A 22,645-nucleotide genomic window follows, 5' to 3' on the forward strand; every position below is an offset into this window, starting at 1 on the left:
TTCTAAATTTTAAATGTTTTTCAAAAAATCTTTAACTGCTTCAATATATTGTTTAGTATGCTTCAACTGCGTTTGGACGTGCGGTCCGTTATCAAAAAGTAAAAGTTTATCTTTTTTGGAAATTGCTTTTCTCAACTCATAAAGTTTTTCACTATCTTTGTAGTACGTTACGAGATCTTTTTTAGAATGAATATATAAAACTGGAACCGTTTTTTTATTTATTTCTATTAATTTAACAATATCATATTTTAAGACATCTATATTAAAATCTTTTCTATATTTTTTGATTACTTCATCCATAAGCGACTCAACATATTTCTGAATTGGGTCTGTTGTAAAATTAAGAATTTTTTTAAATATTAGCTTTATATCCATATATGATGAGTCAGATATTACAAATTTTAATTTAGATTTTTTAATTATTTTTTTATCAAACAGTGAAAATAAGTTAACAGTAAAAGCACCCATACTAAAACCAATCAAACCCATCTCTTTAACCTTAAAGTTGCTATGTAAGTAATTTACAACCTTTGTTAATGCATCTAACTCATGCACACCAAAAGTAACTAACCCTTCATCTGATTCTCCGTGATTTATAAAATCAAAAACCATAATGTTATAACCCAAATTTTCTAAAAATCAACTTGATAATGCACTTGACTCTTTTGAACTACTATAACCATGACAACCTATAATTCATTTATTTGTTTTTACTTTATTTAAGTGATAAATGGCATGTATCCTATTATCAACAATTACTTTTTTTCAATTTTCAAAATTATCAAAACTTATTGGATCTAAATTATATTCACTTGTTAAAGAATCTTTATATAAGTTTAATAATTGCTCTCAACCATAAGTTGTATAAAAATTGGCATTTCCCGCTTTTGTACTATTTATAATTTTTATTAATTTGTCTACTATGACTTTTTTCATAATCAAGTTCCTCTTAAAAATAATTTTAATATAAAATGAAAGATTATATAATATTAATTAATTTTATAATTAATTGTCTAATTAAATTATAATAATCTTTGAGGTATCTGTTATATGAAAGACAAAAATAAAGATAGTTATAAAAATAGTTTAAAAGAACACATAAAAGATCGAAAACAAGCTTATAAACAACAAAGAGAAGATATTGTTTCTGAAGTTCAATCTGGGGGAGTGCAAAAAGAAGTAGAATACATTGATGCAAAAAAATTAAGATGGTTTGATTATTTAATAATATTTGGTACTTTTTTGGCACTATTAGGTTTAAGTTTTATAGTATCGGTTTTTATTATGAAAGATATTGATAGAACTGAATATATAACAACAGCAATAGCTGGTCTTGGTATTTTGGTTTGGTTAGTTATGGGTTGACTAAGAAATAATAAAACAGCAAAATTTTATAATGATTCTAGAAGAAGATACCAATCAACTTTTACAACAGATGAAGGTATAAATAGAAGAAAAAGTAAAATTATAATAAGCATTGCAGGACTGATGTTGATCACAAGTATTATTTATTGAATCGTTGTTTATGCATAAAAAAACTCATCATTATGATGAGTTTTTATATAAACATTTTTAATTAATATTCATATCATGTTTTAATTAATAAATTAGTTTATATTGTTCTTTCTTTCATTATTTTTTTAATATATTAGCAATTTTTTTACTTAGATTCTTAAAAATACTTGAAAAAATTATTAGGGAGTACATACACATTAAAGGAAAAATGTATCTTTAATGAATCTAAGTTTTAATTTTAAAGGGGGTGTTTTTTGATAATATTGACTAAAAGCAATTATTTAATAAAAAAACACCTAATCTATATAACATATAAACATCGAGTAATCAATGTAATCATGTATCTATAAATTAAGTGTTGAGTAATTATTTATTGTTTTAATTAAACGCTTTATTAGGTCTATATTATCATTAAATAAGTTCTTTAATTCATAAATACAGTTTTACACTTGGTAGTTGTAATGCCTGAAATTTTTTTAATATTAAATAAAACTGTTGATTCAACAGAATTATTTGACATTAAAATATCATTAAAAAACATATTGTTTAATGATAATTTCGGTACAACAAAAAATGAGTTATTTAAACTAGCATTGTTTTCACATAGATTAACACGTCTCATTTTTCGGTCCTCCATTACCAAAAAAATAATAACAAATGTAAAAGAAAAAAACAAGAATTTTTCTCGTTTTTTTTTAAATTTTTACAATATATTAGTGTTTATTATTTTTATAATTTAAGTTTTTTAGTATAATAAACTTGTAATGAAGGGGATAAAATTATGAAGAAACTTATATCATTATTAGCATTTAGTAGTGTTTTGGTTGGATCTGCAAGTAGCGCAATGAGTTGCAAGAATACAGAGCCATCATGAATTGAAACAACTAATAAACCAACAACAAAAGAAGAACTAATTAAACAAGCTACAAGTTATTTAGATGGTCATATAGACTATTTAAATAAATATAATTTAGATTGTGAACAAGAAAATTCTTGTTATGAGACAAAAACTCTAGAAGAATTTAATTTAGGAAATGAAAATTGACAAAAATACATGGTTTATGAATTTACATGAAGATATGTTTATGGTTATATTTGAAATACAACATTTGAAGAGAGTGACATTTTAACAATAAAATCTGAAAAACATGAAGATTATGCGGATCAAGAATTTTACTTACAACCATTTACAAAAGAAGCTTTAGATGAGCAATATAAAAATGTTATCGGAAAAGGTGAAGAAGACTTAGGAATTTATAAAGTAAATGAAAATTATTACAAATATTATGAACTTGTATATAAATGAGCTACATCATAAAAAAAATCAGTTTAGTAAAACTGATTTTTTTTATTATTTTTGATTATCATTTTTTTCTTAAAAATGGTGGGAAGTCTCCATCCTCATCATCACTTGTTTCTTCTATTTTTTGTGCTATTGGAGCAGCTTGTTGTTGCTGTGGAGAATTTGCAGCATCTTTTCACTGATCCATTCTATTTGAAACATTTCTTAACTCATCTTCGCTTATTTGAGATTGTTGTTGTGCATAACTAGGTCTTTTATTTGGGTCAGTTTCCATAAAACTAGTTCTTTTTGCATACATAGTTTCAACTTCATTTGTAGCTTGCATTTGTTGGTTTATTTGTTGTTGAGGCTCTTGTTGAATAGGCTGTTGACTGTATTCATTATCGTAATCTGAGCTGTTTTTTGCTTTGGTACTTTCATAATCTTCATCAAATCCAGTTGCAATTACCGTAACAATTAATTCATCATCTAAATGCTCATTAATAGCTATTCCAAAAATAAAGTTTACATCTGCACCACTAGCTTGTTGAATAATATCAACAGCATCATAAGCATCAACTAAAGACACATTTTTACCACCTGTGATGTTTATAATAGCGTCTTTTGCTCCCCTAATTGAAGTTTCTAATAAAGAACTTGTTATAGCCTTATTAGCAGCTTCAATCGCCTTGTCTGGGCCTGTCCCTATTCCAATTCCGAATAAAGCATTACCCTTATTTTTCATAACTGTTCTTACATCAGCAAAGTCAAGATTAATTATTGCAGGAACAGCAATTAAATCCGTAATTGTTTGAACACCTTGTTTAAGAATGTTATCAGCTTCTCTAAATGAGTCTTGAATTGGAATTCCTCCGATAATTTGTAATAATCTATCATTTGAAATAACAATAATTGAGTCTACATATTTTCTTAACTCATTAACACCTTGTGCAGCATAACTGTTTCTTAAACGACCTTCAAATCTAAATGGTTTTGTAACAATTGCAATTACTAAAGCTCCTGTTTCCATAGCTATTCTTGCTATTTCTGGAGCAGCTCCAGTACCTGTTCCTCCACCCATTCCAGATGCAACAAATATTAGATCGGCTCCACTAAGTAATTCTTTAAGTTCTTTTTCTGATTCTAATGCTGCTTTTCTTCCTACTTCAGGGTTTGCCCCTGCTCCTAGACCTTTTGAAATCTCTCTACCAAGTATTAATTTTTTTTCTGCTTTACTTGCAGCAATTACTTGAGCATCAGTATTTGCAACTATAAACTCTACTCCTTGGACATCATCATCAACCATACGGTTTACAGCATTGCAACCTCCACCACCAACTCCGATTACCTTGATATTGGCAGCTTGATTAAATTCTTTATTAGACATATAAATTCTCCTTTTATCAATCTACTATTTTTTTATAAAATGACCATTAGGATTAAAATTATTTAAACCTTGGTAATTTTGTTGCATTCGATTATCATTTATATTATACATTTGCTCATTTGAATTATTTATAAAATTTTGATTTCAAGCAACATTACTTCTATTTATAAATTGATTATTATGGGTATCAAAATTATTATAATTGTTTTTTTCATTATTGTATCTTTGATTTTGAGCAATCATATCTACTTGACTAAATTGGTTGATATTTCTTCCATTCATTGGCATACTTCTGGTAGCTTGCGCTACAAATGGTGGTACATTTTTTGGCACAAATTGTTGTTGACTTGGATGGAAGCCATGTGGTGGTACATTTTGACCAATTGATCGACCAAAATGAGTATTTTTAAACCCTTTATTACTAGGGTTGTTTGTACCTATATCTTTAGAATAATGTTTAGTACTTGTTATAAACTTGCTTGTAGTTTTATTGAATTGATTTGCTAATTTTATCAATCCACATATTGCAGTTGTTCATATTTCATTGGCACCTGTTATTTTTGAATAATAAATTAAAGAATCACGTCCAAATTCACTAAATGTTAGCATATTTGCAAAGCCTGCTATTTCAGTGATTTTACCATTGTAATATACTTTAAATCCTTTTGATGATTTGATAGCTTCTTTATGTATTTCAGCATCTATTTTTTTAATTGCATTAAATATTTCTGAAATAACTATATCTTTAATTTGTTTTGCACTAAATACAATATTTTTTTTGATTTGAGTATTATATTTTCGATACAAAATTTTGTCATCACTTTTATTTGATTTAAAGTTTAACATTTTAAAAACATAACTTTCAACAATCGCTGGTTTAGCTAACATGCAATTAGCAACATTTGATATTATGTTTTCTATTCCAAATGGTAGCATTATTCTTTTAACTAAGGTTTCTTTAGAATAAAATGACATATCAATGTATTCATATCCTCAATCAACAACAATAGTTGGTTTTCTGAAATTCTCACTATCTATACATTGTATTGCAGTTGCATATGTGTGTATATTTTTTAAAAGTATTTCTTTATTATTTTTTAATATTATTTGATTATGACTTTCCGCTACTTTTTTGTTTATTGTGTATACATTTGAAAACATTGCAACAGTTGTAGCTTTTATTCCTTCTTTAACACTATTTTTTTTCAACTTGCTATCAATCATATATTCATATGGTCTTATTAAAACAACTTTATCAAAATCATTTTCATTTTGTAATTTTGCTTGATTGATTAAATACTTATGATTATTTGCACTAAATACTTTTGTTTCTGGATCTGTAGTTACAATTGTTGTTGCGCTTCTAACCTTAAGGGTTTTAGTAGGATAAATAATACCAATAGAATTTAATTTTTCATTAAAAGTGGTTTCATATTGTTTAATTACTTTTGCAAGTTTTAGTTTTGCTAAATTAACATCAATTATCTCATCATTATCATTTAATCATTGACCTTTAAAGCGCTCTTTAAAAATGACTTTTAGACCTAAATTATTTCTATAACGTCCAACTATAAATCTAAACTCTTTTTTTGTAATCTCAAGTATTGCGTAGACTTCTGTATTCATATTATCCCACCTTTTTAATGGCTCAAAGTTTAGCGCTATGAGCTCTTCTATTTACACTCAACTCTTCTTCACTTGCAGTTATTGGTTTTTTAATCAATAACTCAAACTCTTTTTTACTAATCAAATTTTGAACAGGTAATTTAGACAAAAATTTATCATCATTATCAATAGTTTTTTCTTTAAAAATACTTTTGATAATTTTTTCTTCAAGAGAATGAAAAGTTATAACTACTATAACTCCATTTTTATTTATAATCTCTAAAGCCTGAATTAAAGATTTTTTTAAATTTTCTAACTCATTGTTTACATGTATTCTTAAAGCCTGAAATACTTTTTTTGCAGGATGTTTCTTCTTTTTAAGAATTTTTTGAGGCAATGCTGATTTAATAATTTCAACAAGTTCACCCGTAGTTTTAATTTCCTTAGTTTTTCTATAATCAACAATTTTTTGAGATATTCCAAATGCAAATTGTTCTTCACCTAAATATTTAAATATTTCACTTAATTGCTTTTGATCATATTCGTTTACAACTTTTTTTGCAGTTAAACTGTTATTTAGAACATCCATTCTCATATCCAACTCAGAATCAAAACGATAACTAAATCCTCTAGAATCATTATCAAATTGTGGAGAAGATACTCCCAAGTCATATAAAATACCATCAACTTTATCAACATTTTGTAAAGCTAGCAAAGTCTTCATATATGCAAAATTACCTTCCAAAATAGTAAAGTTGTTTGAAACTTGTTTTAAAGCTTCTTTGCTACTTTGAATGGCCTCGTTGTCTTGATCTATTGCATATAAATGACCTTTTTTAAGTTTTTTTAAAATTTCTTTACTGTGACCAGCACGGCCCAATGTGCAGTCGACATAAATTCCATTTTCATTAATATTAAGTAACTCGATTGATTCTTTCAAAAGAACTGGTATATGCTCTTGAATCATGTTACTTGTCTCCGCCCAATTTTTCTGCAGCTGCATAGATTTTCTCTTCATTTAATAATTTTTGTTCTTCATCATATGTAGCTTTGTCCCAAATTTCCATTCTATTACCTAGCCCTAGGATATAGATTTGTTTTGTGACTCCTATTTTTTCCAACAAAATTGTAGGAATTTTAATTCTATTTGATGAATCAATTGATAATTCATCAGAATTTGACAAAATTAATCTTTCGATCATTCTTGTAGATTCATTAAAACTACTATTTTTCTTTATTTCAGATAGTAGTTCTGTGAAATTTTCTGGGGTTCTCAGTTCAAGGTACTTTCCAACGCCCTTTGAAACATAAACTGAACTGCCTAATTTATTTCTTAGTTTTGAAGGAATAGTAAGTCTAAATTTATCATCGATACTATGTTCAAATGTTCCAAGTAACATACTTTCCCCCCACTTTCTCCCACACATTTCTATTATATACCACTTTATTCTATTTTCAAGCGAATTTTAACAAAAATTACCCCCTTTTTTAAAAAATAAAAAGAGGTTTTTTAACCTCTTTTTTGATCAATCATACTAGTGAATAATTTTTGATTCTAGTTTTCTTACACTATCTAGGTATGATTTTTGCTCTATTTTTCTTAAATATTTTATTGCATCACTTTTTAAAACAATGGTTAAATGTTTAGTTAAATTAGTGTAGTGATAATATATAGAGTTAGTCACACCCAAGCATATTACTGGGTCTAATTTACTTAATAGATGACCCAAATTTATTTGATTTTCATCGATTAGATTTACATCAATTTTATTCTCGAATAAAGCCAAGCAAATTGCTGAACGCATTATCTCTTCAGATAACTCGTGAAAAATCTCTAAATTTGTTTTCATATCTACCTCCACTTATATAACCGTATAAAAATTATAATTATTGACAATTTTTTTTAAATTTTTTAATAAAAAAACAAGAATTTCTTCTTGTTTTTTTATTAACCAACTTTTTTTACTTCTTTGTTTTTGTAATATCCACATTCACGACAAACACGGTGTGGTTTTATCATACTACCACAGTTTGGACATGAGATAATTGCTGAGCTTACTAAAGCAAGATGACTTCTTCTCTTATTTTTAGCAGCCTTACTGGTCTTTCTAAATGGTACAGCCATGTTTACACCTCCATAATAATCTTATTTTTTGAACTTAAAATCATTTAATTTATCCCAACGAGGATCTATTTCATTTTCTTGTTCTTGCTCGTATTCTTCTTCGGTCATTAATTTAAAGTTTTTACCGACAAGAGAGATTTTACCATAATTATTTGTTAAATTCATAGGTATATTTAAAAGTATTTGATCAATTGCATAGTCTAATATGCTAAATTCTTCACCTAAAATTAAATTATGCTGATCATCATTCACATTTTCAAAAAAATATTCATCATCTCACTCAAACTCTTGGTTTTCTAATACAATAATACTTCCATCTCTAGCATCAATTGCTTCAATTGTTGCTAAAATTATGGCTTGAACTTGTAATCCCTTAATTGAGCTTTGATAATTTAGTTCTCCCTTAACTTTTAAATCACTAATGTTTTTAATTAATACATTATTATATTCATAATCTTCAGGAATAATAAAAGATTTGTCGAACTTTATTTGTTTTTTTGATTCTATTTCTTTTTTAAGCATTATTTCACTTCAATCTTTAATTTATCAATATTTGCAAGTATTTTGTTTCATTCCTTAGAAACATCATTATCAGACAGTTGTTTTTCTGAAGAATTAAACTCAAATCCCACACTAACCGCTTTTAGTTTTTTTTCAGCTAATTGTTCATCTTGATAAATATCAACTAATTTAAAGCTCACAATGTAGTTAACATCGTTTTTTATTGTGTTTATTACTTTTGTGTATTGGTCATTTGAGCTCAATAACATTGTTACAACTCTTGAGGTTTTTTGAAATTTAGGTATTTCAATTGCTTTAATTTCTCTACTAAAAAGTTGATTAATAGAACTCAAATTGAATTCTAGCAAATATGTATCATCTAGCTTTTTTGCTTGTTCAAATCTTGGATTAAGTTTGAATACAAACCCGATCAGTTCATCTTTATAACTGATTTGTGCATTTATATGAGGATGAATATCATCATTATCTTTATTAATATTTTCAATTTTTAAATCCATTGGGCATATTTGATAACAATTAAGTATCTTATCTGCTATTCCTTTTATATAAGCATATGAAGAATGTAGATTTAAATCATATGCCTTTTGGTTTAAAATATCACCACTTACAATTGCACAAAGACGCTTTTCTCTAACCCCTTTTATGTTGTATACATCTCCAACTTCATAAAGTTTTATGTTTTTATTTCCTCTTGAGTAATTCAAACTAGCACTTTCTATACAACCCATCGCTAAACTAAGTCGATATGTTTCTCTATATTGACTTAATGGTGAAGCTAAATTAACAGGATCTTTAATATCAAATAAATCTCATTTTAAAGCATCATTTTTGGTTGTTAGTGAATAAGATTTGATGTTATTAAATCCTTGACCTAACAAATATGACTCAACATTGCCTAAAACTTTATCTTCAAGTTTTTTAGATTTAGCAGTTGCTATTATTTCTGGTGCTTTTGATTCAATATTATTGTACCCATATAATCTAGCTATCTCTTCCACTATATCAGCGCTATTTTTTATATCAGTTCTATTTGGGTCAACTTTAAATTTAAGATTATGTTTATCAGCTTCTTCTACTTCAAAATCAATATTTTTAAATAATTCTTTAATTTCCTTAGTTTTCAAACTCATTCCTAACAAGTTGTTGATAAATTCCAAGTTTACCTCTATTGTTACATCTTGTTCATCACTCTCAATTTGTGTTTCTAAATCTGTGCTTGAGCCATACAAACCATATTGATCAAATCAATAAACTGTTCTATCACTGGCCAACTTATGTATTTTTGAACTGATAGGTTTCATTCATCTTTGTAAAAAAACACTACTACTATTATAAGATTTTTGTTGTTTTCTCATTTCAATAGGATTTAAAGATAAATATATTGCTAATACTTGTTTTGTTTCTTCGGTTGGTAAAAAATAACTTTCAACGCTTACACCCAATGTTGAAACAACTTCTCCAGCACATAATAGTTGATAATTAACAGGTCTATCTTTTGTTGGATTGTTAACTATTTCTAACTGTGTTTTTAATTTTTCTGCATCTAATAAAATCACTGGCTGACCAGACTCAATTGCTATTGCATTAGATAAATCAAGTCAAAAATTGTTTTGTGTTTTACATTGAGAAAATTTCATTCAAATATCTTGATTAGAAAATATTTTTTGCTCAATTTTATCAATACTACTTACTTGTTTAATGTCAAATAATTGCATCGAGCATCTTCTTAATACGTTTTTCAAGTCTTTAGATTCTTTGATAGAAACAGGCACATTGTGTTCAGATTTTCTAGTTTTAAATATATTAGTATAATCTTTTATTTTTTTATCAAAATAATTTGCTATTTCTTTTGCTAATTGAAATGCCCCTAAAGCATCACTTCTATTTAATGTTAAATCAACTTCTCAAACAGAGTCTTCAAACCCAATAATTTCAAGAGCTTCAGGGCTTCCTATCAATGAATAAGGGTCTGACTTTGTATGAATGGGATAAATGATATCAACTTCTTCTTCATTAAGCAAGCTTTGATCCATACCAAATTCAATTAAAGCGCAAATCATTCCTTCAGATACTTTACCTTTTATTTCTCTTTTTGTTAAAGTCATTCCATTAGCAATAGTTGTTCCTGGTGGGGCAACCAATACATATTGTCCTTCTTTTACATTAGTTGCGCCACAAACTATTGGACTAACTAAATCATCGCCTAAATCTACAAAACAAAAATTAAGTGACGTACCCTCCATTGGACTTACATGACCAACATGACCAACAATTAGTGAGTCATTTATTTCTTTATATGATCTATAAGCATCTACTTCAAACCCCAAGGAATTTAAAGCTGTTGTTATTTCATCATCCCCTATATTATCTAAATCAATAAAATGCTCTAATCAATTTCTAGTAATAACCATGTTTCTTATCTCCTATTCCCCAAAAAATTTAAATTGTTCTAAAAATCTGATGTCATTTTCATAAAAATCTCTAATATTTTTAATTCCATATTTTAGCATAGCTACTCTTTCAACACCAATACCGAATGCTAATCCACCAATTTCATTAGGATCTAGGCCATTCAGTTTAATAACTTCTGGATCTATCATTCCTGATCCTAAAATCTCAATTCAACCAGTAGATTTACAAATTCTACATCCACTTCCATTACAATTTACACAAGTTATATCAACCTCACAACTAGGTTCTGTAAAGGGGAAAAAACTCGGTCTCATTCTTATTTCTGTATCATTTGAAAAAAGTCTTTTACACATATATTCCAATGTTCATTTTAAATTTGCAAAGCTTATTTTTTTACCAACAGCAAAACCATCAATTTGCATAAACTGATGTGAATGTGTAGCATCATCGTCATCTCTTCGGTATACATTTCCATAACTAACTGCTGCTATATTTTTTTCTTTAATTTTTGTTTGAGATAATTGAGTTAACATTCTTGCTGTCATATTTGTACAATGAGTTCTCAAAACTTGTTTTTCATTTATATAAAATGTGTCTTGCATATCTCTTGCTGGGTGTCCAATTGGCATATTTAATTTTTGAAAGCAATATTCATCACTTTCAATTTCAGTTCCAGCAACCATGTCATAACCAAGTTCTCTAAAAATATCACTTATTTCTTCAATTACTAAATTTAATGGGTGTTTTGTGCCATTTTTGAAATCTATTCCAGTAATACTTATGTCTTCTTTTTCATTTTCCAATTGTTGTTTTAGATCTTTATATTTTATTTTGTCAATTAATTCACCAATAGTTCCATAGATTTCTTCTTTAACTTCATTTCCACGAATACCTATTTCTTTTCTTTCTTCTGGAGAAGCATTTTTAAGATTTCTTAAAACTTCATTAAGAACTGAGTCTTTTGATCCATATTCTCTTTTTAAGTTTTCTAATTGTTCTTTTGTTTTATAATTTTTTACTTTCTCTTTAAATTCCTCAAGAATTTCATTTAATCTTTTGATCATAAAATGTCCTCCAAATATTCTGCAATTTGATTATACTAAATAATAGCTTCTAATTCTTCTTTCTTTGATTTTGATTTCAAAAATACTATTTTTTGGTCCAATTCTTTTATAACAAAATCTAGTTCTTTTTCTGTTCTGTTCATCGAAATAAATAACTGTTTTTTTAGTTTAGTCATACTAAGTTCAAGATTTGTAAATTGTCATATATAAAAAAGATCTATGTCATAGTGTTTATAATTTAAATAAATATCTGCATGAATATATGAAAAAAATATGTACTCAAATAGAATACTATTAATAAAATCCTTAATCGCAAAATAAATTTTTTTTATATATGTTTTTAGATATGTTTCAAGATTTTCTTTTTTAAACCCTTTTAAATCTTTGATAAAGTCTAAAAATAATGTTCTCATTTGCTTAATTTTTGTAAAAAAGTCATCTTCTTGTAGCTTTGTTAAACTAATTTGTAGCTTTGTTTCAATATATGTGCAAAATTCACTTATATTTAATATTTCTGGAAAACCTTTAAACTGCCAATTAAATCTAACTTCATTAATAATTGTAAATTGATTTTCTTTTGTATACTTTTGATTTACATACTCTACAATATCGTTTAACAAAATATCACCTCACATAACCGTCATTACAATTTTATAAAAAATTAATAAAAAACTCCATATAAATATGGAGTCTTTTATTTCTGAACTGGCAGTGTCCTATTTTCGCATTATACTATCGTCGGCGCAGCTAGCCTTAACTTCTGTGTTCGACATGGGAACAGGTGTGACCCTAGCGCTATGACCACCAGATCTGAATTTTTTAGAGAGATAAAGGTTTTAAAAACCAAATTGTTCTCTCAAAACTGAACATTAGATGTAGATTTCTTTTAATACAAAATTTTAACTTAGGTTTTCTTTCTAGAAAGACTCTCGATCTATTAGTATTGGTAAGCTAAACACGTCACCGTGCGTACACACCCAACCTATCAACCATGTGGTCTACATGGGATCTTACTTCCGAAGAATGGGAAAACTCATCTTGAAGGAGGCTTCTCGCTTAGATGCCTTCAGCGATTATCCTTTCCGCACATAGCTACCCTGCTGTGCCACTGGCGTGACAACAGGAGCACCAGGGGTGCGTCCATTCCGGTCCTCTCGTACTAGGAACAGCTCTTCTCAATTTTCCTACGCCCACAACAGATAGGGACCAAACTGTCTCACGACGTTCTGAACCCAGCTCGCGTACCGCTTTAATGGGCGAACAGCCCAACCCTTGGAACCGACTACAGCTCCAGGATGCGATGAGCCGACATCGAGGTGCCAAACCTCCCCGTCGATGTGAACTCTTGGGGGAGATAAGCCTGTTATCCCCGGGGTAACTTTTATCCGTTGAGCGACGGCCCTTCCACACGGGACCGCCGGATCACTAAGTCCTGCTTTCGCATCTGTTCGACTTGTAAGTCTCGCAGTTAAGCACCCTTCTACCTTTGCGCTCTTCGTACGATTTCTAACCGTACTGAGGGTACCTTTGAGCGCCTCCGTTACATTTTAGGAGGCGACCGCCCCAGTCAAACTACCCACCAAACACTGTCCCTGACCCGGATAACGGGTCTAGGTTAGAACCTCAATATAACAAGGGTGGTATTCCAAGGATGACTCCACGGCCACTAGCGTGACCGCTTCAAAGTCTCCCACCTATCCTCTACATGTTACACCAAGATTCAATATTAAGTTATAGTAAAGCTCCACGGGGTCTTTCCGTCTAGTTGCGGGTAACCAGCATCTTCACTGGTACTAAAATTTCACCGAGTCTATAGCCGAGACAGCGAAGGGATCATTACGCCTTTCGTGCGGGTCAGAACTTACCTGACAAGGAATTTCGCTACCTTAGGACCGTTATAGTTACGGCCGCCGTTCACCGGGGCTTCAATTCAATGCTTCACCGAAGCTAACATCTCCTCTTAACCTTCCGGCACTGGGCAGGCGTCACCCCCTATACTTCGTCTTACGACTTTGCAGAGAGCTGTGTTTTTGCTAAACAGTTGCCCCTCCCTCTTCACTGCGGCTCACCATAAGTGAGCACCCCTTCTTGCGAACGTACGGGGTTATTTTGCAGAGTTCCTTAGCTATAGTTATCTCGCTTGCCTTAGGATTCTCTCCTTGACCACGTGTGTTCGTTATAGGTACAGGCACCTAATAAATTAACGCTAGAAGCTTTTCTTGGAAGCGTGGAGTCATGGACTTCGTTACTAGCCGAAGCGTTCACTCCCCATCATACTTCAGAGTTATAGCACGCGGATTTGCCAACGTACACTCCTTTGTATTTAGACCGGCATAACCAACAGCCGGCATCCACTATCCTTCTCCGTCACTCCATCACTTTATTAGGTGGTACAGGAATATCAACCTGTTGTCCATCGACTACGCCTTTCGGCCTCGCCTTAGGTCCTGACTAACCCTGGGTGGACGAACCTTGCCCAGGAAACCTTGGTCAAACGGCATGGAGGATTCTCACCTCCAAACGTTACTCATGCCGGCATAATCTCTTCTAAGCGCTCCACCAGTCCTCACGGTCTGACTTCATCGCCCTTAGAACGCTCCCCTACCACTTACATTACTGTAAATCCTAAACTTCGGTAATACGCTTAAGCCCCGGTACATTTTCGGCGCAAAGGCACTCGACTAGTGAGCTGTTACGCACTCTTTAAAAGATGGCTGCTTCTGAGCCAACTTCCTAGCTGTCTGTGCACCTTCACATCCTTACACACTTAGCGTATATTTAGGGACCTTAGTTGTAGATCTGGGCTGTTTCCCTCACGAGCATGGACCTTATCACCCATGTTCTGACTGCCGAGTATGAAATTATGGCATTTGAAGTTTAATTGTAATCAGTACCCCTAGGTGGGGCCATCATACATTCAGAGCTCTACCTCCATAACTCTTAACCTCGACGCTAGCCTTAAAGCTATATCGGGGAGAACTAGCTATCTCCAGGTTCGATTGGAATTTCACCCCTAGCCACAAGTCATCCACGGTCTTTTCAACGAACGTTGGTTCGGTCCTCCATTAGGTTTTACCCTAACTTCAACCTGCTCATGGCTAGATCACCTGGTTTCGTGTCTACGACAACATACTAAACGCCCTATTAAGGCTCGCTTTCACTACGGCTCCGTATATTCTACTTAACCTTGCATGTTATCGTAACTCGCCGGCTCTTTCTACAAAAAGCACGCCATCACCCATTAACGGGCTCTGACTTCTTGTAAGCATATGGTTTCAGGGACTATTTCACTCCCCTCTCGGGGTACTTTTCACCTTTCCCTCACGGTACTGGTTCACTATCGGTAAAATGGTAGTATTTAGGCTTACCCAGTGGTCTGGGTAGATTCCGACAGGGTTTCACGTGCCCCGCCGTACTCAGGATACTCTCTCGAGATTAGTGCATTTCGCATACGGGGGTATCACCCTCTACGCCACTGCTTCCCAACAGTTTCTGCTATACACTAATTTTGTAACTCTAACAAGAGTCCTACAACCCCGGCCCGTAGACCGGTTTGGCCTGTTCCGCTTTCGCTCGCCGCTACTTACAGAATCACATTCGTTTTCTTTTCCTCTAGGTACTAAGATGTTTCAGTTCCCTAGGTTCCCATCACATAACCTATGTATTCAGTTATGGATACTATGAGATTAATCATAGTGGGTTTCCCCATTCGGACATTTCCGGATCAAAGCTTACTTCCAGCTCCCCGAAACTTTTCGCAGGTAGTCACGTCCTTCATCGGCTCCATTTTCCAAGGCATTCACCATATGCCCTTACTATACTTTCTATATAAAGAAATCCTATTTTGCATTATAGATAATCTAATAAATATGAAATTTCAGTTTTTCTTAGTAATTTAATTTTAAAGTTACTATATACGTTTTTTTTAATATGAAACGTAAGAAAAATAAAATGTCTATTTTCATCTAATATTCAGTTTTCAAAGAACAATTTTTTTTCAGAGAATGAGCATTTATAAATAAATGCTAAACAATCTCTGAAAACTAGATAGAACCAGATTTAGTCATAAGCTGTTTTATCGATTCGCTCAGCTTATATAAACTAATTTACTATGATTAACTCCATAGAAAGGAGGTGATCCATCCGCACGTTCCCGTACGGATACCTTGTTACGACTTCACCCTAATCGCTAATCCTACCTTGGTACGCTCTCTCCTTACGGTTAAGATACGTGCTTCTGGTATTACCAACTCTCATGGTGTGACGGGCGGTGTGTACAAGACCCGAGAACGTATTCACCGCGACGTTGCTGATTCGCGATTACTAGTGATTCCGGCTTCATGAAGTCGAGTTGCAGACTTCAATCCGAACTGAGACTGACTTTTTGAGATTAGCTCCCCCTCGCGAGATTGCGACTCTTTGTATCAGCCATTGTAGCACGTGTGTAGCCCAGGACATAAGGGGCATGATGATTTGACGTCATCCCCACCTTCCTCTAGCAGTCTCGTTAGAGTCCTCAACTTAATGTTAGTAACTAACGATAGGGGTTGCGCTCGTTGCGGGACTTAACCCAACACCTCACGGCACGAGCTGACGACAACCATGCACCACCTGTCTCAATGTTAACCTCCACTATATCTCTATAGCTTTGCACTGGATGTCAAGCCCTGGTAAGGTTCTTCGCGTTGCTTCGAATTAAACCACATGCTCCACCACTTGTGCGGGTCCCCGTCAATTCCTTTGAGTTTCACTCTTGCGAGCATACTACTCAGGCGGAGTACTTAATGCGTTAGCTGCAGCACCGACTAATGCCGACACTTAGTACTCAACGTTTACGGCGTGGACTACTAGGGTATCTAATCCTATTTGCTCCCCACGCTTTCGTGCCTCAGCGTCAATAACAGGCCAGTAGACCGCCTACGCCACTGGTGTTCCTCCATATATCTACGCATTTCACCGCTACACATGGAATTCCATCTACCTCTCCTGCATTCTAGTTAGCCAGTTTTCAAGGCGCGCTGGAGTTGAGCTCCAGTCTTTAACCTCAAACTTAACTAACCGCCTACGCACCCTATACGCCCAATAAATCCGGATAACGCTTGCCACCTATGTATTACCGCGGCTGCTGGCACATAGTTAGCCGTGGCTTTCTGGTAAGGTACCGTCAAACTAAAAGCATTTCCTCTTCTAGCATTTCTTCCCTTACAACAGAGCTTTACAATCCGAAGACCGTCATCACTCACGCGGCATTGCTTCATCAGGCTTTCGCCCATTGTGAAAAATTCCCTACTGCTGCCTCCCGTAGGAGTCTGGGCCGTATCTCAGTCCCAATGTGGCCGATCAACCTCTCAGTTCGGCTACGTATCATTGCCTAGGTGGGCTATTACCCCGCCTACTAGCTAATACGCCGCATCCTCATCTTCTAGCGACCCAAACGGGCCTTTTAACACCTTCTGATGCCATAATGGTGTCGTATGCGGTATTAGCAGTCGTTTCCAACTGTTATCCCCCACTAAAAGGTAGATTAGATACGTGTTACTCACCCGTTCGCCACTGGGTGCAAGCACCCCGTTCGACTTGCATGTATTAGGCATGCCGCCAGCGTTCATCCTGAGCCAGGATCAAACTCTCATTAAAAAAAATTAATGCGAATATTTTGATTCATGACTATATCTGTTTATTTACTCAAAAAATTGAATGTATTTTGTACAATAATTTGGTTGTTGTTGTTCTATCTAGTTTTCAAAGATCGTTTTCTCGCATATGAGCGAGCCATATATAAATTTACAATAAATTCTAAATCAAGTCAATAGTTTTTCTTAATTTATTTTTATTTTTTTTGTTATACGTTGCTTAGAGTTGAAAACTTGTCAGCTTTCATATCATAGCACAGTATTTTGCAAAATGTAAATTATTTTTATTTTTTTGTGCTTCAAGTTCGTAACTTGTCAGCTTTCATATCATAGCACAGTATTTTGCAAAAACATAAAATATTTAATTTTTTTTGTTTTTTTATTATTACATGTTGCTTAGAGTTGAAAACTTGTCAGCTTTCATATATTAGCACAGTATTTTGCAAAAACATAAAATATTTAATTTTTTTTGCTTTTGCGCCGAAAGTTGAAAACTTGTCAGCTTTCATATATTAGCACAGTAATTATTAAATATACAAAATATATATTAATTTTTTAATTATTTTTGACATTTTAGTCTTAACTATTTTAAAACAAATAAAAAAAACCCACTTAAGGGTTAATCATCTCATTCCACAGTTGAAGAAGCGTTAGAATCATCATTTTCAACGTCATTAATGGGATCAAAAATATTTTTTGTATCAACTTCTAAAGTTGTTGTTGCATCTCTTTTAAATTGATTAATAATGTTGGATTCTGAATTAGAAATATCTAAGTTTTTATTATTCTCCTTTTTTGGGGGAACTATATTTCTATTTTGTTTTTTCATAGCTTCTCAAATACGGTCACTATCCCCCAAGAATACTTTACCTTGATATTTTTCATCAACAAAAGCTTGTCTTCTTGTTTCGCTAACATACTTGCTTTCTTGTCTAGGTATATTACCAATAGGGCCTTTATAATCATTGGCTTTTTCTTTAGCCACCCTTCTTGGAACAATAGTTTCTTTGTAAGGATCTTTAAGTGTATTGTTATCATAATAGAATTCAGCTGTATTTCCAACGTTAGAGTTTTTTGATAAACCCCCTGGAATTGGTTGTGGTGCTGGCACACTATTAATCTTATTAGGGATACTATTTACATTATTGTTTGTATTAGAAAAATCCTCTTGAATTTGTTGTAATTCAAGATCATTTACAATTTCTTGTGTATTTCATTGATTTAAATCATTACCATAGTTTTCTTCTTCGGTCATATTTGCTTGTTCTTGAGAGTGAAGTTCATCAAATTTGTTTTCTGACAAATCGTCTCTCAATTTTTTAATTTTATCTGCAATATTTACAGTTTCTTCGTTTGGGGTTGATGTAAAGGACTGATCAATTGAATTATCTTGATACTGTTGTTGTACACCAAATTGAGCCATATTAACATTGCTTTGATTTTCTTGATAACTTTGATTGTTTTGCATTGCTTGGTTATTTGGAGATTTCATTTTTTCATGTTTATCTTTAGGTTTATTGGTACTTTCTGTTTTTTGATTTATAAGCGATGAAAATACTACACTAAATATTAAAAAAACTATAGCTACTATTCCGAATAATCAATAATTTATTTTTTGACTAAAAACAACATTACTTAAATCAAAATATGTACCTTCTATTAAACTTTTTCATGGCAATGAAAAAAAACTTACAAATGTTAAAGCTAATAGCAAACAAGCAAATACTAAATTGATGATTTTTACACTTTTATTTTTACTTAAACTAAGTGATAAAATGCCCATTATTGCTAAAACTATCGCTAATAAAATCAATAATATTCCAACTATTGATAAACCAACAAGATTTTTTAGATCTGTTCCAAAAATTATTTTATAACCATTACCTGTATATAACACTATTACATAAACAAAAATAAATAATGCCGCAAAAATACTTGTAACAAAATTAAATATGCTCAATTTTTTCATAACATTTCCCCTATCAATAATTAGCACCCAAAATTACACACTTATTTTAACATATATGGTAAATTAATCAAATATCTAAAATTTACTACACTTATTATACTAAATTTAAAATATTATACAAAAAAATGAGTTAAAACTCATTTTATTTTTTAACAATTTCATGACCACCAAACTTATTTCGCAATGCAGAGATAACTTTACCTGCAAAGTTTTTTTCTTGAAGACTCACTTGACGCATCATAACAGAAAGTCCAATCACAGGGGCTGGTGTTCCTTGTGATAAAGCATCTTGAATAGTTCATAGACCCTCACCATTCATACTCATAATTTCAGTATAACCACTTAAATCCTTATCTTGGCTAAAAATATCACTCATTAGTTCAATTAATCAACTTCTTATAACACTACCGTTGTTTCATAAATCAGAAACTTTTTTGTAATCATATTCATAGTCTGAATTTTCTAAAATTTGATAACCTTCAGCAATTGCTTGCATCATTCCATACTCAATTCCATTGTGTATCATTTTAGCAAAATGCCCACTACCAATACTTCCAGTATGTAAATAACCATTTTTAACACAAATATCACTAAACATTTTATCTAGACCTTCAACAACTTCACGATCACCACCAACCATTGCACAAGCTCCATTTAAAGCCCCTGATGGCCCTCCACTTATTCCTGCATCCACAAAGTTTAATTTATGTTCTTTTGCAATGTGATATTTTTTAACTGAATCCTTGTGATATGAGTTTCCAGCATCAATGATACAATCTCCAGGTTCTAATTTTTCAATCAGTTCTTTAAAGACAGCTTCTGTTGGAGCTCCTGCATTTACAAACATAATTACATATCTTGGTTTTTCTAATTTAGAAATTAAATCATCCATATTTTGTGCAATATTGATATTTTCTTTTTGTAATTCTTGATACATATCTTGGTTTTTATCATATCCAATGGGGTTATATCCGTTTCTGTGTAGATTTCTAACTAATCCCATTCCCATTTTTCCCAATCCTATTAGTCCAATATTTTTCATACATTTTCTCCTAGCTATTTTCTTCAATAAATTTATTAACTTGTTCTTTTTTTGTTAAGTTTTTATGAAACTCTAAAACTAAATCTTCATCACTGAATGTTATTCCGATATTTGCCAATATTTCTAGTTGCCCTTCATTTTTTAAAATCAAAGCAATTACAAATAAAACTTCATTTTCATCTCACATAACTTTATTTTTTAATTTTATAAATACTAGCTCTTGTTTTTTGATATTTGATGAAAAACTATAATCACAATGTGGTATAGCAAGATAATTCCCGATAGCAACACTGGCAGTTTTATCTCTTTGTTTCATAGAATCGATAAAATCTTTATTACCAATTTCACCTTTAATCAAGACGTTTTCCAAAAAACTAAATATATCTTCTTTACTTTTTAAATCTTCATCAATAAATATAAACTCATCTTTTATTTGCATTCTTTACTCTCCTTTTTTAGCTGCGATCAATTTTTGTTGCAATTCTGTAAAGACATCTTTACCTAAATATTGTTTTACAGTATATATGTAAGCATTTGGTGAGTTTTCACTCGCCACTTCTTTAAAGTTATGCATTGTAACAACAATATCAACATCAGGGGTTAGATCTTTTACTGCACAATTGCTAACATCTACATCAATTTCATTTTGTTTTACTCATTTTTTTAAAATACCTGCCGCCATTGCACTAGAGCCAACCCCTGCATCACATGCAACTTTAATGATTTTTGCATTTTTGAAATTGAAAGCGACTTGCGGTTGAATAACTTCTTTTTTATTTTCTTCAAAAGTTATTCCTTCATCAGTTACAGTAACAGCTTGTAGATTTGCAGATTTTTTACGGTTGAAAATCATTATAAAACTTGCTATTCCAAATGAAGTTAGAGCTCCAGCAAAAACTGCTGCAACATTTATAAGTATTCTCATAGCAGATCCTGACATTGATATAACAGAGATTAAACTACCAGGTGAAATTGGTGCAATGGCACCCCCACCAAATAAAGCAACTATTGTTAATGAAACAAATGCACCTCCAATTGTTGAAAGTATCATAATTGGTTCTGCAAGAATATATACATAGTGAACTTCATGAATACCTCCAATAAGTTGAATTGCACTACTTCCAGCTGCTGCTCCTCTTTGTTGTTTTCTTCAAGCAACATATGCTAATAACAGCCCAAATCCAGGACCAGGATTACCTCCAACCATAAAGAATGCAGAATAGTCTTTTTCAGCTACCTCAGTAAGACCTAAGGGACTCATAACACCATGATTTAAAGCATTATTTAGAAATACAGCTCTTAACGGTTCAGTTAGTATTGACATAAATGGAAATAGTCATTTAAATTTTGTAAATAGCTCAATAATTGCCACCATTACATAACTTATTCCATACATTACAAATCCTCATGAAAAGAATGTTGCTAAACCAAATACTATTGCTCACAATGCTAAACTAAAGTTTCTTACAAGCATTTCAAATCCAGGTTTAATTTTATTTATATAAGTTAATTCAATTTTTTTATATACATAAACTGTTAACGGCGCAACAATCATAGCTCCAACAATTTGATTAGGTGATCCAACTTCTTTAGCTGTTTTATCTCCAAGCACCCAATCTGCAGCCATATTTGAGTAAATGTATTCACTACCAATAATTATGCTCATTGTTATAAAAGCACCCATCATACCACCACGAACTTTATAAACCATATTTCCAGCAGTATAACCAATTAAAATTGGAATCAAATATTTTATACAGGGTTCAATCAATTGACCAACTGCTTCTGAATTAAATCATCCTTTTTTAACTCATTCAGTATTTCCGCTTGCATCAACTTTATAACTACCCAGAAAAGCAGCTGCTAGTAAACCTCATGCAATCAAAATACTTACAACAGGCATAATCATTCCAGCCATAAAACTTCCAGCTCTTTGAATTGATTTTTTTAATTTTATTTTAAAGGAATCACTGGCTTTAATATTTGAGTTTTTCATTTCATCAAGCTTCATTTTTATGTTTGTATCATCTTTTATTTTTTCTTTTACGTTTTTCATTCAAGTATCCTCCTTGAATTAATTATATAAAGA

Annotated in this window: 18 protein-coding genes and 3 rRNA genes; 2 read left to right on the forward strand and 19 right to left on the reverse strand. The window is 31.7% G+C overall.

The features are described from left to right. Window positions 1-9: 9 nt before the first annotated feature. Window positions 10-936: an alpha/beta hydrolase gene (locus tag SHELI_RS03645; RefSeq protein ID WP_069116769.1), complete on the reverse strand. Its 927-nt coding sequence runs from the start codon at window positions 934-936 to the stop codon at window positions 10-12. 114 nt (window positions 937-1,050) lie between these two features. Here SHELI_RS03645 and SHELI_RS03650 point away from each other — a divergent pair, with 114 nt between their 5' ends. After that, window positions 1,051-1,533: a hypothetical protein gene (locus tag SHELI_RS03650; RefSeq protein ID WP_069116771.1), complete on the forward strand. Its 483-nt coding sequence runs from the start codon at window positions 1,051-1,053 to the stop codon at window positions 1,531-1,533. Between the two features lie 406 nt (window positions 1,534-1,939). Here the strand turns inward: SHELI_RS03650 and SHELI_RS03655 are convergent, their stop codons facing one another. Then, entirely contained in the window at window positions 1,940-2,137 is a 198-nt protein-coding gene (locus SHELI_RS03655) for a hypothetical protein (RefSeq protein ID WP_069116773.1), read from the reverse strand. Window positions 2,138-2,296: 159 nt separating this feature from the next. On the opposite strand from SHELI_RS03655, the gene SHELI_RS03660 reads away from it, so the two are divergent. Further along, window positions 2,297-2,833 (forward strand): hypothetical protein, encoded by a 537-nt coding sequence (locus SHELI_RS03660; RefSeq protein ID WP_069116774.1) that lies wholly within the window; start codon window positions 2,297-2,299, stop codon window positions 2,831-2,833. A 43-nt stretch (window positions 2,834-2,876) separates the two neighbouring features. On the opposite strand, the gene ftsZ is transcribed toward SHELI_RS03660, so the two are convergent. The 17 genes from ftsZ to SHELI_RS03740 form a co-directional block, all read right to left on the reverse strand. Then, on the reverse strand, window positions 2,877-4,184 hold the full coding sequence (gene ftsZ, locus SHELI_RS03665) for a cell division protein FtsZ (RefSeq protein ID WP_069116776.1): 1,308 nt from the start codon (window positions 4,182-4,184) through the stop codon (window positions 2,877-2,879). 24 nt (window positions 4,185-4,208) lie between these two features. Beyond that, window positions 4,209-5,810: a hypothetical protein gene (locus SHELI_RS03670; RefSeq protein WP_069116779.1), complete on the reverse strand. Its 1,602-nt coding sequence runs from the start codon at window positions 5,808-5,810 to the stop codon at window positions 4,209-4,211. A gap of 1 nt (window position 5,811) precedes the next feature. After that, window positions 5,812-6,753 carry a 16S rRNA (cytosine(1402)-N(4))-methyltransferase RsmH gene (rsmH, locus tag SHELI_RS03675; protein ID WP_069117615.1) on the reverse strand — a complete coding sequence of 314 codons (942 nt, stop codon included), beginning with the start codon at window positions 6,751-6,753 and terminating at the stop codon, window positions 5,812-5,814. Window positions 6,754-6,757: 4 nt separating this feature from the next. Beyond that, complete coding sequence (mraZ, locus tag SHELI_RS03680) at window positions 6,758-7,189, reverse strand: division/cell wall cluster transcriptional repressor MraZ (RefSeq protein WP_069116781.1); 432 nt, start codon at window positions 7,187-7,189, stop codon at window positions 6,758-6,760. 135 nt (window positions 7,190-7,324) lie between these two features. Further along, window positions 7,325-7,639 carry a hypothetical protein gene (locus SHELI_RS03685; protein WP_069116783.1) on the reverse strand — a complete coding sequence of 105 codons (315 nt, stop codon included), beginning with the start codon at window positions 7,637-7,639 and terminating at the stop codon, window positions 7,325-7,327. Between the two features lie 98 nt (window positions 7,640-7,737). Continuing rightward, the gene (gene rpmF / locus SHELI_RS03690) at window positions 7,738-7,914 is read right to left on the reverse strand and encodes a 50S ribosomal protein L32 (RefSeq protein WP_023789849.1); all 177 of its coding nucleotides are present in this window, start codon (window positions 7,912-7,914) and stop codon (window positions 7,738-7,740) included. 21 nt (window positions 7,915-7,935) lie between these two features. Next, entirely contained in the window at window positions 7,936-8,436 is a 501-nt protein-coding gene (locus SHELI_RS03695) for a YceD family protein (protein ID WP_069116784.1), read from the reverse strand. After that, on the reverse strand, window positions 8,436-10,847 hold the full coding sequence (pheT, locus tag SHELI_RS03700; protein ID WP_069116785.1) for a phenylalanine--tRNA ligase subunit beta: 2,412 nt from the start codon (window positions 10,845-10,847) through the stop codon (window positions 8,436-8,438). Before pheT ends, SHELI_RS03695 begins: the two co-directional genes overlap by 1 nt. Window positions 10,848-10,859: 12 nt before the next feature. Beyond that, window positions 10,860-11,912 carry a phenylalanine--tRNA ligase subunit alpha gene (gene pheS / locus SHELI_RS03705; RefSeq protein WP_069116787.1) on the reverse strand — a complete coding sequence of 351 codons (1,053 nt, stop codon included), beginning with the start codon at window positions 11,910-11,912 and terminating at the stop codon, window positions 10,860-10,862. Between the two features lie 35 nt (window positions 11,913-11,947). After that, complete coding sequence (locus SHELI_RS06045; RefSeq protein WP_232306375.1) at window positions 11,948-12,556, reverse strand: hypothetical protein; 609 nt, start codon at window positions 12,554-12,556, stop codon at window positions 11,948-11,950. 59 nt (window positions 12,557-12,615) lie between these two features. Continuing rightward, window positions 12,616-12,721 (reverse strand): 5S ribosomal RNA (gene rrf / locus SHELI_RS03710). Window positions 12,722-12,828: 107 nt separating this feature from the next. After that, window positions 12,829-15,739, reverse strand: a 23S ribosomal RNA gene (locus tag SHELI_RS03715). Between the two features lie 300 nt (window positions 15,740-16,039). Continuing rightward, a 16S ribosomal RNA gene (locus tag SHELI_RS03720) occupies window positions 16,040-17,549 on the reverse strand. The 16S, 23S and 5S rRNA genes sit together here, the layout of an rRNA operon. A gap of 615 nt (window positions 17,550-18,164) precedes the next feature. Beyond that, window positions 18,165-19,514, reverse strand: coding sequence for an APC family permease (locus SHELI_RS03725; protein ID WP_069116789.1), 1,350 nt, complete (start codon window positions 19,512-19,514; stop codon window positions 18,165-18,167). Between the two features lie 142 nt (window positions 19,515-19,656). Beyond that, window positions 19,657-20,556 (reverse strand): phosphogluconate dehydrogenase (NAD(+)-dependent, decarboxylating), encoded by a 900-nt coding sequence (gene gnd, locus SHELI_RS03730; RefSeq protein WP_069116791.1) that lies wholly within the window; start codon window positions 20,554-20,556, stop codon window positions 19,657-19,659. Between the two features lie 10 nt (window positions 20,557-20,566). Further along, window positions 20,567-20,995, reverse strand: coding sequence for a PTS sugar transporter subunit IIA (locus tag SHELI_RS03735; RefSeq protein ID WP_069116793.1), 429 nt, complete (start codon window positions 20,993-20,995; stop codon window positions 20,567-20,569). 3 nt (window positions 20,996-20,998) lie between these two features. Further along, entirely contained in the window at window positions 20,999-22,612 is a 1,614-nt protein-coding gene (locus SHELI_RS03740; RefSeq protein ID WP_084449254.1) for a PTS transporter subunit EIIC, read from the reverse strand. Between the last annotated feature and the right edge of the window lie 33 nt (window positions 22,613-22,645).

Origin of the sequence: Spiroplasma helicoides (assembly GCF_001715535.1) — a bacterium.
In the GTDB taxonomy this organism is placed as follows: domain Bacteria; phylum Bacillota_I; class Bacilli_A; order Mycoplasmatales; family Mycoplasmataceae; genus Spiroplasma_A; species Spiroplasma_A helicoides.